The following is a 17,983-nucleotide window of genomic DNA, read 5'->3' on the forward strand; positions in this document are numbered from 1 at the left end:
TACAATCTTTATTTTATAGTTATTTTTTTAATAGATTTTAAGTACATTGCATTTGGATTTTTTGAATCAAAATGAAATGCTAACGTCTTTATCTATAAAGAATTATGCCTTAATTGAAAAATTGTCTATTGATTTTTCAAAAGGGTTTTCAATCATTACCGGCGAAACCGGTGCTGGAAAGTCTATTCTATTAGGTGCATTAGGTTTGGTCTTAGGGAAACGTGCCGATCTTAATTCCTTAAAAAATAAAGATGAAAAGTGCATTGTTGAAGCTGGTTTCCAAATTGAAAAATATAATTTGCGTTCGTTTTTTGATGAAAATGATATAGATTTTGAAGAACAAACTATCATTAGAAGGGAAATTTTACCAAACGGAAAATCCAGAGCTTTTATTAATGACAGTCCGGTTTCACTTCAACAAGTTTCAGAATTAGGAGCTTTTCTGATAGATGTTCATTCGCAACATCAAACCCTTGAAATTACTGAGTCAAAATATCAATTTGATATGATTGATGCTTTGTCAAATCAGCAAAATAATGTTGCAGATTTTTACTCTAAATTGCAAACTTTAAAGAGTTTTGAATCCGATTTAGAACAACATAAACTTTCTTTACAAAGCCAACTCAAAGAACAAGATTACACTACTTTTCTATACAATGAATTGGTTGCATCTGACCTCAAAATTGGAATTCAGGAAGAACTTGAAGAAGAGTTGTCCAAACTATCAAATGTTGAATTAATCAGAGAACAGCTTGAAAAAGCAATTGCACTATCTGATAATGAACAATTCGGAATTTTACAAAATCTAAAAGAAGTAAAAAATCTTATTTTTAAAATAAGTGCCATTTCACAGCATTATGCTCAAATTCATGAAAGGTTGGATTCTGTTCAAATTGAATTTAAAGATATTTTAGATGAAATGAACATTTTGTCTGATGCAGTTGTTTTTGAACCGGAACAATTGGAATCCATTAATTCAAAATTACAATTGATTTATTCTTTACAAAAAAAGCATCAAGTTCAAACCATTGAGGAATTGTTAGAAATTAAAAATTCACTTGAAGTTAAAGTTGATTCTGTTGCCGCACTTGAAAGCGAAATAAGCCAATTGGAAGAAAAAATTTCAGCGTTAAAGAATGAATTGCGTTCAATAGCTCAAAACATCAGAAAAAACAGATTGGCTAATATTCCAAAATTAGAGTCTCAATTGGTTGACGTTTTGAAGCTTTTAGGAATGCCAAATGCTCAAATCAAAATTGAGTTAGAAGAAACCATTGCATTTAATAATTTTGGACAAGATGCTATTCAATTTTTGTTTTCTGCAAATAAAGGCTCTGATTTAGGGACATTAAAAAAAGTGGCTTCTGGTGGTGAAATGTCTCGTTTGATGTTAGCTGTAAAAGCAGTGCTGTCCAATTATTCGCAATTGCCAACCATCCTTTTTGATGAAATTGACACAGGAGTTTCCGGAGAAATTGCAGATAAAATGGGAGAGATAATGAAAGAAATGAGCAAGAACATGCAAGTTTTTGCTATAACCCATTTACCTCAAATTGCAGCAAAAGGGGATGAGCATTTCAAAGTGTATAAAACCAGTGTTAATGATGCAACGCAAACTCAAATTGAATTATTAAATTCAGAAAACAGAATAATTGAAATTGCACAAATGTTATCGGGTTCATCCGTATCAGATTCAGCAATAAATCATGCAAAAGCCTTATTGAATTAATTCACAATAGTAACTATTTAAACTTTTATCAAAAAGGGTAAACCTTAAAATTTATACATATGATTATAGAACCAAGAATGCGAGGATTTATTTGTTTAACAGCTCACCCTGATGGTTGTGCTCAGAATGTTAAAAATCAAATTAATTATGTAAAATCAAAAGGAAAAATTGATGGAGCAAAACGTGTTTTAGTTGTTGGTGCATCCACAGGTTTTGGATTGGCCTCAAGAATATCAAGTGCGTTCGGATGTGATGCTGCAACGGTTGGTGTGTTTTTTGAAAAACCACCTGCCCCTGGAAAAACAGCAACACCAGGATGGTATAATTCTGCAGCATTTGAAAAAGAAGCTACTGCAGCAGGTTTGTATGCTAAGAGTATTAATGGAGATGCTTTTTCAGATGAAATTAAGCAACAAACTTTAGATTTGATAAAAGCAGATTTGGGTCAAATTGACTTGGTAATTTACAGTTTGGCATCTCCGGTTCGTTTACATCCAAAAACCGGTGTGTTACATCGATCAGTTTTGAAACCAATTGGACAAACTTTTACAAATAAAACGGTAGATTTTCATACCGGGAATGTGACTCAAGTTTCAATTGAACCGGCCAATCAAGAAGATATTGATAATACAGTTGTAGTAATGGGTGGAGAAGATTGGGCAATGTGGATGGATGCTTTGTCGGAAGCAAATTTATTAGCAGAAGGAGCAACTACTTTGGCTTATTCTTACATCGGACCAGCGGTAACTGAGGCCGTTTACAGAAAAGGAACAATCGGAAGAGCTAAAGATGATTTGGAAGCTACAGCATTTAAAATTACAGATAAATTAAAGTCAATTTACGGCAAAGCATTTGTCTCAGTAAATAAGGCATTGGTAACTCAGGCGAGTTCGGCAATTCCTGTTATCCCGTTATATATTTCGTTACTATATAAAATCATGAAAGCGGAAGGAATTCACGAAGGTTGTATTGAGCAAATTCAGCGTTTATATAGTGATAGATTATATCATGGTAATGAAATTCCAACAGATGAACAAGGAAGAATAAGAATTGATGATTGGGAAATGCGTAATGATGTTCAAAGTCAAATAGCAGCTTTATGGGTAGAATCCACTACAGAAAATTTGGCAGCCATAGGAGATCTTGCAGGATATAAGCAAGATTTCTTGAATCTTTTTGGTTTTGGATTTGATGGAGTAGATTATTTGAAAGATTCGGATGAGATGACTTTAATTCCTAGTATAGAATAATTTTTAACTTGAGATACTTGTTTGAATTTGAATTAAATAGATTGAATAAGTAATAGTACATGAGGTGCTCACAGTTTTATAAATTTCGAAAATAAGTAAATGCTATTTTTGCAATTTTTGGCTTCATATTTTTTTAACTTATTAAAGTTATTAACATATTGCTGTTGTATTGATAAAATTTTTACATTTATAAACAATAATTAAAAAATTTTATTAATATGATTAAACTTTACACAAAATCTTGTGAGTCATTACGAAAATCTATTTCTGTTATGACAAGGTTTAAAAAAAGAATCACATCGAGTGGAGGAATTTCTGCTTGTTTGGTTCTTTTTTTATTTTTCAGTTTGAGTCCAAATATTTTGGCTCAAAACGTTACAAATTATGCGTATGTAACTGGAACGGACGCTTCCTTAGCCTTGGACAAGAATAGTAATTCTTTGGACATGGCAACTGCTACAACCCAAATATATGGGGGTGATGTAGATGTTTACGGCACCGCTATTCTTCAAAATCTTGGTTTTGATTTCATATTTATGGGCGTTCCTTATAGTCAATTTAGCTGCAACCCTGATGGGCAAGTTCGATTAGGAGCTTCTGTATTTACTGGTGGACATACTAGTTCTGCTACTGCAAATTTACCTTTAATAATTGTAAATAATGTAGATGGTAAAACGGATATTAGTGGTAAAGTCCATTACAAAGTGTTCGGTTCAGCTCCTAATAGAGTGATGGTTTTGGAATGGAAAGATGTTTGGATTCAATGGAATGGTGCAACAACTACTTTTTCAACATACCAATTAAGATTGTATGAAGGAACCAATGAGATTGAAATGGTCTATGGAAGGATGTATAACAATGCAACCACTGCTCAAACTAATACTGTAGGTTTTTCATCGAGTAACACTTCTGGTACAGTTGGTGTACTAACTACATTAAATACCACGCCTGCATTTGTTGGGAATGTAACTTCTTATACTACAACTTCGTTTCCAGCTACCTCAGATATGGTTAATCTAAATTCAACAACTGATGGTAGTAGAAGGTTTTTTAGATTTTCACCAAATACAACTATTACGGGTTCTGTTCAAAATCTAACATTTTCTGCAATAACACCATCAACAACTACAGTTAATTGGGAAGATAATACAACAAATGAAGTAGGTTTTGCTATACTAAGAGCCACTGATGCCGCATTTACACAAAATGTACAGTCTTTTTTTGTTAGTTCAACCTCAGTAGGAACAACAGGAACTGCATATAATTTACCTCAAACTGGTTTATCGCCAAGTACTACCTATTTTTACAGAGTTTATGCTTCGGTTGAAGGTGGCATTTCTACTCCTTTAGCAAATAGTCAAGCAACATCTGATGCAGCTGTTTATTATTGGGTAGGGCCTAATAATGGATTGTGGAATACTTTTGAAAATTGGAACACTTCCGCCGACGGAACTGGTTCGATACCTGTCGCATGGTCTACTACCGATGTACATATAATTGATGGAGAAGGAACTACTCTGGGTGGAGATTTAACAATTTCTGTTGATAGGGCAAGTTTTACTATAGGTCAATTTTTAATTACTGGCAATACAAATTTAACCTTGCAGTCAAGTATTACTACTACTAGAGTCTTGACAATTTCAGGTGGTACAGGTGATGACTTCGTAATTGAAAACGCAAGTTCACTAAATTTAACTAACGCAAATAACAGAGTGTCATTTGTTTTTACGGGAAGTGGTAATACAGGTTTAATAGCAGGTAATTATACAGCATCTGGAGGTACAACAACTCCAAATAATTTCACAACTACGGGAGGTACTGGGACTTTAGTTAGAGTTGCATCAACTGGGGTTGTTACTTCAAATATAAACGGAAGCACTTCTGGCTTTGTAGGTAGTGTGGCTACTTTGATTTTTGAAAATGGCAGTAATTGGATACATCAAAACAGTACAACTGTAAATTATATTCCTGCAGCTACTTGGGAAGCCAATGCTACAGCAACTCTAAATGGGAATACTACAGGAACTTCTTTGACTTCTACTTCACCGTCTTTAGGAAATTTAATAGTTAATACAACTGGTTCTACGGCAACTTTAAGTGCTTTTACAACTGCTCAAAGAATTATTCAAGGTGATTTAACGGTAAATAATACTGGGACTGGTAGGTTTAGAACTGTTACTTCAGGGGTTTTACAAGTAAATGGAACTATAAACCTAAATGGTGGTATTTTTGAGGTGGCTAATGGTGCAGGTGCTATAATAGCAAAAGGAAATGTTTTGGTAGGGCCTGGAGCAACTTTGGATGTAAATCAAGGAATTTTACAGATAGAAGGGAATTTGGTAAATAATGGTTCTATTTTGAGTAGTGAAACCACTACTTCATCATCTAGAATTAATTTTGTGCTTTCTCCTAATGCACAATCAGTTTCTGGTTCTGGATCTTTTACAGGAAGAGTCTCTGGTGTTGGAGTTAGTAATCCGTTAGGATTGACTATTTCTACACCTGTATTAACTCAGAGAGTTAACTTGTTTACAGGTGGTGTAGTAGGTTCATCTAATATTACTATAGGTACAGGTGCGGCTTTACCAGCTACTGTTCAAATTGGAACAGCTAATAATACAAACCCTGGTGGAAATTTTGATACTTCACCAATTTTTGATTTAGGAACAGGTACTTATACAGTTTTATATTTAGGTGAAACAACACCGAGAACTACTGGTTTTGAAATACCTTCATCAAGAAGTATTACCAACTTATTTTTAGATAATTCCAATGGTTTAACCATTGCTGGAGGTCCTCTAGAGGTTACTGTTGGTTTAACTTTGACCAATGGATTGGTGAATTCTACTTTGGCAAGTCACATTGTACACGGTTCTGCTACTGCAGCTGGTACATTAACTGGAGGATCTGCAACATCATATGTTAATGGTCCAATTGTTAGAACAATCAATGATGCTAATGCCAATTCTAACTATGTTTTATTTCCTGTTGGGAAAGCAGGTTCTTATAATCCAGCTTGGTTGGCTCCTTCAACAACAGCTGCTTCTAGATTTGTTGTAGAAGCTTTTGATAGCAACATTGGCACCGCAGATGCATCAATTTCAAATTTATCTAATACCAGAAGATGGGAGGCAATCAAAGCAACTGGTTCTTTTAATGATATAAATGTGAGATTAGCAGATGCAACTTTATTAAGTGATAATGTTATTGCACACGCAGCTTCTGCAAGTGGTGTTTACAGTGCTCCTTTTGGAAGTGTAAATACTTTTGTTGCTGGAGCACCAAATACAATTCAATCTCAACTGGCAGTTAACGAAGTAGATTATGCTGGGTTTTTATCCTTCGCAACTTCTAATGCTTGTACGGGAGCTCCTGCACCAGGTAATACGGTTGCTTCAAACACTTCAATTTGTTTAGGAGAAAGTGTTACTTTATCCTTGCAAAATACTGATGCTGGGACAGGAATTACTTATCAGTGGTATTCTTCTCCAGATGGAGTAACTTATACTCCAATTGATTTAGCTACATCCAGCACTTTAAATGTAACTCCTACTATGGTAACTTATTACCAAAATGTAGTTACGTGTACTAATAGCAGTCAAAGTACAACTTCTACCCCAATCATGGTTGATTTTGATAACTCAATAGTAAGTACTACTCCTGATACTATTTGTGGAGAAGGTCAGGCAGATTTATCAGCAACCGCTTCCTCAGGATCTACGGTTCGTTGGTATGATGCATCAACCGCAGGAAACTTATTAGGTAGTGGTTTTAATTTCACTACTCCAAATATAAATACTACAACTACTTTTTATGCTGCTGCACAAACATCTACTGCAGGTCTATTGACTCTAGGTTCAGGTGCAACAAATTCATCTGCTGTTGCAGCTTCGTTTTTCCCTGGATTCTGGGGAGGTGCAAAAACACAATATATAATTCGAGCATCTGAATTAGCAGCTTTAGGTTTGTCACCAGGGCCTATTACAAGTTTAGGGTTTGAACCTACGACCTCTGGTCAAACTTATCAAGGATTTTTTGTTTCTATTGGGCATACTATGCAAAGTGTTGCTTCAAGTAGTTTTGTTAGTAGTGGTTTGACTCAAGTTTTTGAAGGGTCTGAAGCAGACAATGGATTTACACCTACTGCTAATGTAGTGAACACATTAAATTTTTCTACCCCATTTGTTTGGGATGGAACTTCCAATGTGGTTGTATCTATTTCATGGAGTAGAGTACCTGCTGCAACAACATCAACAGCATCTACTATGAAAGTGGATAATGTAGGATTTGTTTCAACAGTTTATCATCAAGCGGATAATTTAACACCTGCTCAAATGTTGGCAATTACAACATCAGGTGCTTCTACACCAACATCTTCAAACCGTCCTAGATTCTTTATAAATGGTCAATTGTTGTGTTCCTCTCCAAGAGTTCCAGTTATTGCAACTGTAACTTCAGGACCAACGTTTACATTGAGTTCAAACATTCAAACTATATGTAATGGAGAAACTACTCCTGCTGTAACTATTACAGCTGGTGCTGGAGATTATGATACATATGTATGGAATCCATCTATTGGAGTAAGTGGGAATGCTACTTCAGGTTGGTCGTTTAGTCCTTCTGTTTCAACCAATTATGTTTTAACAGCATCACAGTCTTCAGGAAGCCAATGTCAAACGTCTACTAATGTGCAAGTAAATGTAAATAATTTACCATCTACATTGGTTCTTAACCCTACTTCAGCTGAAACGTGTGAAAATGAAGTTGTACAAGTTTCTGTATCTGGTGGGCAGATAGGTGTTGCAGGTAAATTAGGAAGCGGAACATCTACTAATACAGCGTCAACTCCTTTTAAAGGATTTTTTGGAGGTAACAAGACACAAGCTTTGTACACAGCTGCAGAATTATCTGCACTAGGTGTTTTAGCGGGTGAAAGTATAAATAAAATTGGTTATTTAGCTTTAGCAGGTACTCCAATTGTATTAAATGATTTTCAAATTAAAGCTGGATTTGTTACTGAAAGCTCAGTTTCATCAACCTTTATAGCTGGAGCTACTACTCAAGTTTTTGGGCCCGTAAATTATACTCCTTCAGGCTCTGGAGCAATGGAATTTACTTTTGCTACACCTTTAGTGTGGGATGGTGTTTCTAATTTACTTATAGAGACGTGTTTTAACAATAATAATGGTGGCGGAATATCCGCAAACTCTATTTCTGTTGAGTCAACAACGGTGGCGGCTGGTTTAATCACATTTTTGTCACAAGACAATAATGCTACCGTTTGTACCAATAATACACCAGGAGCATCTACTTTACGACCAAACTTATTGATATCTACACTTGAGGAGTATGATTTTGTATGGTCTCCGGCAACTAATTTGTTTACAGATGCCCCAGCAACTATTGCTTATATAGCAGGAAGCAATGCATCAACGGTTTATTTCAAAGGTAATACTACTGCAAATTATACTGTAACAGTTACATCAGCTTCGCAATGTTCTACCTCAGCAAATATTGAAATAGTAGTTAATCCAACTCCATCAGCTCCAACTGGAGATGCTGCTCAAGATTTTTGTGATGATACTTTGGCTGATTTAGTTGTTGTTGGAACCAATGTAATATGGTATGATTTAGCAACTGGCGGTAATGTGTTGCCTAATTCAACTACCTTGGTTGATGGAGCAACTTATTATGCTTCGCAAACAGTTAATGGATGTGAAAGCACAAGTAGACTTGCTGTTACAGTAACTGAAGATTGTCCAATTGCAGGCTGTTTAATAGCTACATATGGTCAATGGCCTTCAGGGCCTATAACACCGGCAACTTGTGATGGTGTAACCGTTAACGAGGTAACACCTGAAGGTTGGGCTGGAGAATATTCTAGAATAAATGTGGTTTCTGGACAGACATATACATTTAGTAGTTCAGTGTCTTCAGATTTCATAACAATAGGAAATGCAGATGGTACAACAGTGTTTGCTTCAGGAACAGGAAGCGTTACTTGGGTTTCAACAGTAACAGGTCAAATAAGATTCTACACCCATGTAAATGCCGCATGTGGAGATGCTATGGTAGAAAGAACACGTTCTATAATTTGTGGAATTCCTTCAACTGATGCACCTGACTATGTGAGTCTACAATGGCCTCCTTCTATTAACATAGATCAGGGAGGATCTGGAACTGTTTATGGTCAAGTTTATGAAGCTGGTTTAACAGATGTAGTACCAAATATCGTTGGTCAAGCTCCCGGTATTACTGCTTGGGTAGGTATTAGTCCAGTTGGACAAAACACCAATCCAAATACATGGACAACATGGGTTCCTGCAACATGGAATTCCGGACATGTTAGTAATAATGATGAATATGAAGCTACAATTGGAGCAACATTAGCACCGGGTACTTATTATTATGCCACACGTTTCAGATTAAATGCTGGACCATTCGTTTATGGAGGTATTGATTCAAATAATCAAGGAAATTTCTGGGACGGAACTGCTTATATAAGCGGCGTGTTAACAGTTACTCCAGCACCAGCACCAGCTAATGATTTGTGTGCAGACGCAGCACCTTTAACAGTAGGTTTAAATTTTGCAGCAAATGCTACAACAGGAACAATTTTAGGAGCAACTACAACTGCGGGATTGACTCCTACTTGTCAAGAAGAATTTGGATTTGATGTTTGGTATTCAGTTGTGGTTCCTGCATCAGGTAATTTGACAATTGAAACAAAAAGTGGAACTACAAACGGAATGACAGATTCTGTTGTAACAGTTTATTCTGGTTCTTGTGGTGCATTAACACAGGTAGGTTGTGATGATGATAGCGGTGATGGATTTATGTCGTTATTGAACTTAACAGGTCAAACGCCAGGAAGTGTTTTATATGTTGCAGTTTGGAAATATGGAGTTGCAGTACCAGGTACTACTAACAGTAACTTCTTAGTTTCTGCTTATGATGCTGACTTAAGTGTTGGCGGATTTGACAGTTCTAAATTTAGTTACTATCCAAACCCTGTTCAAGATGTGTTAACATTAAATTATTCACAAACAATAAGTGAAGTAACCGTGTTTAATATGTTAGGACAACAAGTAATTACAAAACAAAACAATGACGTACAAGCTCAAGTTTCTTTAAACAGTTTACCAAATGGAACTTATTTGGTTAGAGTGGTTTCAGAAAATGAAAGTCATATTGTTAAAGTGATAAAGAATTAAAAATTAATTAGCTAACTTAAAACCGCTTGAGAGATCAAGCGGTTTTTTTATAACAAAAATTTGTTGAAATGTTGAATTTTTTTGCACGTTGATTTGTTTCTTTTCTTACATTAGCATTCTAACACAAACTCAATATTTTATGAAAAAAATTACATTTTTTAAGGTAAAAAGATGGTATTTACTCTTTTTACTTGCGAGTATTTCTTATTTTTCTAATGGGCAATGTGTAAATACTATTCCCTATATAACGGAAACTTCTAATAATTCCGGAAATGTACAAAGCATTTCAACGTGTACATATTCTACAGAATATAATACAATTAATGGATTAGTTATTGGTGAGAATTATATTTTTACAGCAACTTCAGATGATGTTGATAAATATGTTACGATAACAGATACAGATAATGTTACAATTGCGCATGGTGCTTCACCATTAGTTGTTAATAGTATAACAGTAACAGCAGTGCGGTTGCATGTAACCAATAGTGCAGCTTGTGATGGTGGAAGTATTTGTCATGTCACAACAATACAATTGTTAGCTGATTGTCCTGCTCCCATATCTTTAGGGGTAAATGGTTTGTCAACAACAGAAGTTACTATGTTTTGGACACCTCTCGGAACTGAAACGGCATGGGACTTACAATATGGATTGACTGGATTTGATTTAGGAACAGGTATGTTTCAAAATAACTTAGCAACGGCTAATTTTGATGTTATAAACTTATTGCCAGGAACAACCTATCAATTTTATGTTCGTGCAAAATGCTCAACTGAAGATAGTTTATGGGCAGGTCCGTTCAGTTTTACAACGGTTTGTTTGCCGGCTACTGAAATTTCAGAAAATTTTGACACTACACTTGCTAGTTTTAATGGACCCTTACCAAATTGTTGGGAAAAAGGTGGTAATGGAACTATATATGTAGAAGGATTTGGAGTGAGCACACCTTTTTCTGCTCCTAATGCATTATATATGTATTCAAGTGATTTTTCAACACCAAACACTTCTTATGCCTTATTACCACTATTGTCTAATTTACAAGCTAATACACACAGGTTAAGATTTAAAGCATATAGTACAACAGGTACTGATAGGTTTTTGGAGGTAGGATACTTGACTAATATATCAGATGTAGATTCTTTTGTTTTTATGGAAGAGATTTCGCTACCCGGAACTTCACAAGCAAGTGCACAACAGTTTATTGTGATTCCTAACAATTTACCGGTTGGGGCTGTTAGATTAGCAATAAAAAATCCTGGTTATCCGGGTAATTCAACAACAATTTTTATTGATGATGTCTTCTGGGAGGCTATTCCAACATGTATAGAACCATCTGATGTTTCGGCCTCTAATGTTTTGGCAACCACTGCAACAATTAATTGGGATGCTGCATCTGTACCACCAGCTAATGGATATGAGTATTATATTTCTAATAGTTCAACAGCACCAACAGGAACAACAACACCATCAGGATCTGTTGGTGCAGGTATTACTTCTGCAAATGTTATAAATCTTACTCCAGTAACTCAATATTTTGTGTGGGTACGATCAGTTTGTGCCGTTGAAGATTATAGTTATTGGACATCTGTGGCAACATTCACAACGCCATGTGCAGCATTTACACCTTATTATGCACAAGATTTTTCAACTTTTAACTTTAATCCAGATTCTTTGCCATGTTGGGGTAGATATGGTCAAGGGGATTTAACAACAGGGCCAACAGGTGATACGAATTCAGGTTCTTGGTTTTCTGATGGATGGTTAAATAATGGGTTTTCAGGTGCAGCAAGGATTAATATCTATTCTGATTTTATTAGAGGTTGGTTGGTAACGCCTGTTTTTGATTTAACAACAGGTGGTTATCAGGTAAAATATGATGTTGGTGCAACTCAATATGCACAATCGGGGCCAATTACTGCAGGAGGTGGTGTTTTGGGATCTGATGATTTTGTTTACTTTGTTATGTCAACTGATGGTGGTTCCACATGGACAACTTTAGAAACGTTTAGTGCCACAAATACACCTTCTAATTTAGGAACGACTAAGGTTTATAATATTCCTTCGACGACATCATCGGCGGTTAAATTTGCTTTTTATGGTACTAGTGGAACAGTAGTTGATGATGTAGATGTTGACTTTTTTGTAGACAATTTTATTGTTCAAGCTATTCCTCTTACTGCTCCAGATTGTGCAACAAATGTAGAGGCTACAGTTGATGCAAGTTGTGGTAATTTTGCAACTCAATTATCTTGGGATGCGGTATCTGGTAATGATGGCTATAAATTGACTATTGGAAGCACTTCAGGTGGTAACGAAATAGTAGATAACTTAATTTTAAACGTAACATCTTATAGTTTTGTCGGAAATTTTAATACTACTTATTATTTTAAAGTGGTTCCTTTTAATGCTATTGGAGATGCAGTAGGTTGTGCAGAAGTTTCTTTTACAACTGCTGTTAATGGTTGTTATTGTGTTCCGGAATATACTACTGGTGTTGAATTTAGTGATTTAATGTCAAATTTTGTAATAAATGGCACTTCATTGTCTCATAATTCTGGGACTAGTACAGATGCTCCTAGTTATCATTATTACTCAGGTCAACCAAATTTAACAGCAACTTTAGTGGAAGGGACAACCTATACAATTACTCCAACTGTTGGGTTTAGTAATCAAGCTTTTTCTGTTTGGATAGATTTCAATGATAATCTAACTTTTGAAGAGTCTGAGCGTATTGGTTTTACTGCCTCAGGGGCAAATATTAATACTACAGGAGGCGGTACATTTACAATAACAATTCCATGTAATGCTCCTGTTGGATTACATAGAATGAGAGTAAGAATGGTTTATGCTAATACTGGAAACACTATAGATCCATGTAGTTCCTATACTTATGGTGAAGTTGAAGATTATGATATTACTATTGCTGAATTAAGCACTCCAACAGGTGATGCTGTTCAAACGATAAACGTTTCATTGACAACAGATGCAACTATTGAAGATTTAATTGTAACTGGAACTGGAATAAAATGGTTTGCAACTGAGGCAGATGCCTTGGCGAATACAAACCAATTACCTGTTGGAACTGTTTTGGTCGATGGAACAACTTATTATGCCGTAAGTACTGCAGGCTCATGTAATAGTGATGCATTTGCTGTTACTGCTTTTGTAACATTGAGTGTTGGAGGGTTTGATTCTGCTAACTTTAGCTACTATCCAAATCCTGTTAAAGATGTTTTCTCTTTTTCATATAATAATGTAATTTCTGATGTAAAAGTGTATAATCTTTTAGGACAACAAATGATTAATTCTAAAATTGATGCAAATCAAGGACAAATTGATATGTCTGGATTGTCAGATGGAGCTTATTTAGTTAGATTAGCTTCTGATAATCAAGTCAAAACAATGAAGATTATTAAAAATTAAATAGGTTTCTCCAATAAATTTTTAGAAACCACCTGATTTTTCAGGTGGTTTTTTGTTTTTTTATTATTTTCGATTTTTTAAACGTTAATTTGCTGTTAAATTAATGGGTTAATCATTATCTTTACTGTTCAATTTTCAAAACTTTAACTTTATGAAAAAAATTACTCTTCTATTGTTTTTGATTACAATAGTCACAAGTTCTTACTCCCAACTCGGGGTTTATGAATTTTCGCAATCTACAAGTACCTATACCGAAATTACAGGTGGTACTTTACTTGGTACAGAGACTACCGATGATCAAAGATTTGTTGATCCGGATGTTTTGGCTGGAGGAACTGTCTTGACGGGACCTGGTTTTTCAATAGGGTTTGATTTTACATTCAACGGCGAGGTTTATGACCGATTTGCGGTAAATGCAAATGGTTGGATTTCGTTAGGTAAATCAGCTCTAACGCCTTCAATTAATAATGGAACAACAAGTGCATACACTCCAATTAGTTCTGTTGCTGTTATTACACCGGAAGATTTAACAGCTAGAGTATCGGGGTTGGGTAAAGATTTACAGGCTCAAGTAGGTGCAACTTTACGTATTGAAACTATCGGAACAGCTCCAAATAGAGAGTTAGTTGTGCAGTGGAAAAACTATAAAAAGTTTGGAACCAATGGTGATGGGGATAATTTTAATTTCCAAATCCGGTTGATTGAAACATCTAATGAAGTAAAAATTATTTATGGTTCATTTGTAAGTAATGCAAATACTGCTCAAACTTTTCAAGTTGGTTTGAGAGGTGCTCCATCTACATTTGCTACAAATTTCAATTCGCGAACATCAACAACAAGCTGGTCTGCAACTAATCAAAGTGTTGATGCCGGAGGTTCAATCTTAATGAACAACTTAATTTTTCCGTCTAATGGATTGACCTATACATTTTCAATACCTAATTGTCCTCCGCCAAGCGGACTTGTTACAACTAATATAACAACGAATTCTGCAACAATTAACTGGAATGCATTAACTCCTGCACCAACTACTTATGAATATTTTGTTTCAATGTCCAATACAATTCCAGCTGGCTCAGGAACAACTACAACGGACACCAATGCTGCAATCATTAGCTTATCTCAAAACACAACCTATTATGTGTTTTTAAGATCTAATTGTGCTTCAGAAACGAGTCAGTGGTACTTAGCAGGGACTTTTAAAACATTATGTGATGGAGTGTCAGATTATCTTCAAAACTTCGAAGGGCTAACTACTGGTGTAGGAACTTTACCGGATTGTTGGTCAAGAGCTGGTACTTCTGCAAACGTTTACAATACAACTGCAAGTGTGGCTCCTATGTCACCTCCCAATCGCTTATATATGAACATATCTGCCACAACAACTGCTTATGCTTTAGTCGCACCTTTCTCAAATTTGCAGGCTGATACACATAGATTTAAATTTAAAGCTTATGCTACGGCAACAGGTAAAATTCTTCAAGTAGGTTATTTTACTAATCCTGCTGATGTATCAACTTTTGTCTCTTTAGAAGATTATCAAATGCCAAGTACTGCGGCTACTACAGCCGTTGAGTTTACTTTAGTACCAACAGGTGTTCCTGCAGGAGTTTCACAGTTAGTGTTTAGTATTTTCCCTGGTACGGCTACTACTATCTACATAGATGATATAAAATGGGAAGTTAATTCAACTTGTGTAGAACCATCTGCTTTAAGTGCTGTTTCAATATCAAATTCAAGTGCTGATTTAACTTGGACTCCTGGTGGTTCTGAAACTAGTTGGGATATTCAATGGGGATTACAAAATTTTACATTAGGTTCAGGAACAATTGTTTCAGGTGTTTCAAATCCTCATACTCTAATTAATCTAACAGAGAATACGTCTTATAAATATTACGTAAGAGCAGTTTGTGATGGAAATGTTTTAAGCCCATGGGTAGGTCCATTCATTTTTAAAACACAATGTGATGATAAAACAGAATGGGAAGAAAATTTTGATAGCTATCCATCAGGAACTAATAGTTTACCAGATTGTTGGGCTAGAGGAGGTTCTTCAATTTTGACGTATGTTACCACAGGAAGTGTGCTTCCTGGATCTCCTGCAAATAGACTGTTTATGTCTGCAAATGGATCAGGTGCAACGCCTACAGAAACATATGCTATGTTGCCTTTAGTATCAAATTTGCAAGCAAATACGCATCGACTTAGATTTAAAGCTTACAGCACATCAGGGACTGACCGTTTTATTGAATTAGGTTATTTAACTGACCCAAGTGATGTAAATTCATTCTTCTTTTTGGAGGAAATTTCATTACCAGGTACCACTGCGGCAAATGCTCAGCAATTCATATACACTCCAACAGGAATTCCTGCTGGCGTAAAACGTTTAGCCATTAAAAATCCGGGACATCCAAGCGGAACAACTGTTGCTTATGTTGATGATGTTTATTGGGAAACAATTCCAACCTGTATCGAACCATCTGCGGTTGTTATAGGAAGTGTTTTAGCTGAATCTGCTTCAATTTCTTGGACAGCTCCTTCAACAGCACCCGCTGAAGGTTATGAATATTATTTATCAACAAGTAATGTACAACCGGCAAATGATGCCGTTGCAACTGGTTCAGTTGGAGCAGGAGTTACTACTGCAAATTTAACAAGCTTAAATCCTACAACAGTTTATTATGTTTGGGTTAGATCAGTTTGTAGTACTTCTGATAAAAGTAACTGGACAGTTATTACTTCATTTACAACACCTTGTGCTTCATTTGTACCGTATTATCTTCAAGATTTTACTACCTATACAAGTAATGCAACTTTAGAGGCTTTATGTTGGACTAGATTTGGTACAGGTGATCAAACAACGGGTCCTACTGGAGGTACGAATGCCGGAAGCTGGATAAATGACAGTTGGTTAAATGGACCTGGCTCTTCAGGTGCAGCTAGAATTAATATATATACAACAACAATTAGAGGTTGGCTGGTAACTCCAATTTTTGATTTAACTACAGGTGGCTATCAAGTGAAATATAAAGTGGGAGCGACTCAATTTGCTGCTACTACTCCAATTACTTCCGGTCCTTCTCCAACAATGGGTTCTGATGATTTTGTATATTTCATGATGTCTACAGATGCAGGAGCTACTTGGACTATTTTAGAAACGTATAGTGCTACAAATACACCATCTCACCTAGGCGAATCTAAAACCTACAACATTCCTTTAGTAAATACTAATGCAGTTAAATTTGCTTTTTATGGAACTAGCGGAACTGTAACAGAAGGTCAAGATTTAGACTTCTTCATTGATGATTTTGAAGTGCAAACTATTCCTCTTACTGCTCCGGATTGTGCTACCAATATAACAGCAACAATTAACGCGAACTGTGGTAATGAGGGAACTTCTATCTCATGGGAGGCTTCTTCTGGGTCTGATGGATATAAATTAAGTATTGGAACAACACCCGGAGGTTCAGAGGTGTTAGATGATTTTGTTGTAAGTGGATTGACATATAATCATGTTGGTAATTTTAATACAACCTATTATTTCAGAGTTGTACCCTTTAATGCAAATGGTGATGCAACCGGTTGTTTAGAACAATCATATACCACCGCAGTAAATGGCTGTTATTGTGTCTCTGCTCCACCAAACAATGATGGATTGGGAATTACAAACGTATTGTTAGGTGCAACTAATTTTGTAACACCTGATGTTACTTATTTTGATCATTCGGCAACTCAAGTTAATTTAATTCAGGGAGCTACTGCAAATTTACAAGTTTCCTATGCTACAGGTTATGCTTATAATACATTTGTTTGGATTGATTACAATGACAACTTAACTTTCGATGCCAATGAATTGGTGTTTTCAGGAGTTTCTTCTGCTGACAATCCAACAGTATACGATGCTTCTTTTCTGATACCTGCTGATGCGACTTTAGGAGTTCATAAAATGAGAATGTCAACAGGAGATGCTAATTTTAACACCACACCAAATCCTTGTTATAACGGAAGTTGGGGAGTTACTTTAGACTTTACTGTTAATATTGAAGAGGACTTAAGTGCAGGCTCTTTTGATTCTTCAATTTTTAGAGCTTATCCAAACCCTATAAGAGATGTGTTTAATTTTGCATATAGCAATATTATTTCAAATCTGAATATTTACAATCTTTTAGGGCAACAAGTTTTAGAAATAAAACCAAATGCTACCCATGGTCAAGTTGATATGTCAGGTTTGCCTAATGGAACTTATTTGGTTAAAGTCACTTCAGACAATCAAACAAAAACAATAAAAGTGATTAAAAATTAATTTCAAAAATCACTTTTTCTTACAAAACCGCCTTTAAAATGGGCGGTTTTTTTATATTTCTAA

Annotated in this window: 5 protein-coding genes; all 5 read left to right on the forward strand. The window is 35.6% G+C overall.

Annotated features, from left to right (window positions below; all coding sequences use genetic code 11):
- Positions 1 to 76: 76 nt before the first annotated feature.
- The 5 genes from recN to B3L86_RS05085 all read left to right on the forward strand — a co-directional run bounded on the left by recN (position 77) and on the right by B3L86_RS05085 (position 17,920).
- Positions 77 to 1,729 carry a DNA repair protein RecN gene (recN, locus tag B3L86_RS05065; protein WP_291115796.1) on the forward strand — a complete coding sequence of 551 codons (1,653 nt, stop codon included), beginning with the start codon at positions 77 to 79 and terminating at the stop codon, positions 1,727 to 1,729.
- 59 nt (positions 1,730 to 1,788) lie between these two features.
- A complete protein-coding gene (fabV, locus tag B3L86_RS05070; protein ID WP_291115799.1) occupies positions 1,789 to 2,979 on the forward strand; it encodes an enoyl-ACP reductase FabV in 1,191 nt (396 codons plus the stop codon).
- A 272-nt stretch (positions 2,980 to 3,251) separates the two neighbouring features.
- Complete coding sequence (locus B3L86_RS05075) at positions 3,252 to 10,193, forward strand: T9SS type A sorting domain-containing protein (protein ID WP_291115802.1); 6,942 nt, start codon at positions 3,252 to 3,254, stop codon at positions 10,191 to 10,193.
- A 139-nt stretch (positions 10,194 to 10,332) separates the two neighbouring features.
- On the forward strand, positions 10,333 to 13,617 hold the full coding sequence (locus tag B3L86_RS05080) for a GEVED domain-containing protein (RefSeq protein WP_291115805.1): 3,285 nt from the start codon (positions 10,333 to 10,335) through the stop codon (positions 13,615 to 13,617).
- Between the two features lie 151 nt (positions 13,618 to 13,768).
- Positions 13,769 to 17,920 (forward strand): fibronectin type III domain-containing protein, encoded by a 4,152-nt coding sequence (locus B3L86_RS05085; protein ID WP_291115808.1) that lies wholly within the window; start codon positions 13,769 to 13,771, stop codon positions 17,918 to 17,920.
- The last annotated feature ends 63 nt before the right edge of the window (positions 17,921 to 17,983 follow it).

Origin of the sequence: Flavobacterium sp. UBA6135 (assembly GCF_002428305.1) — a bacterium.
Taxonomy (GTDB): domain Bacteria; phylum Bacteroidota; class Bacteroidia; order Flavobacteriales; family Flavobacteriaceae; genus Flavobacterium.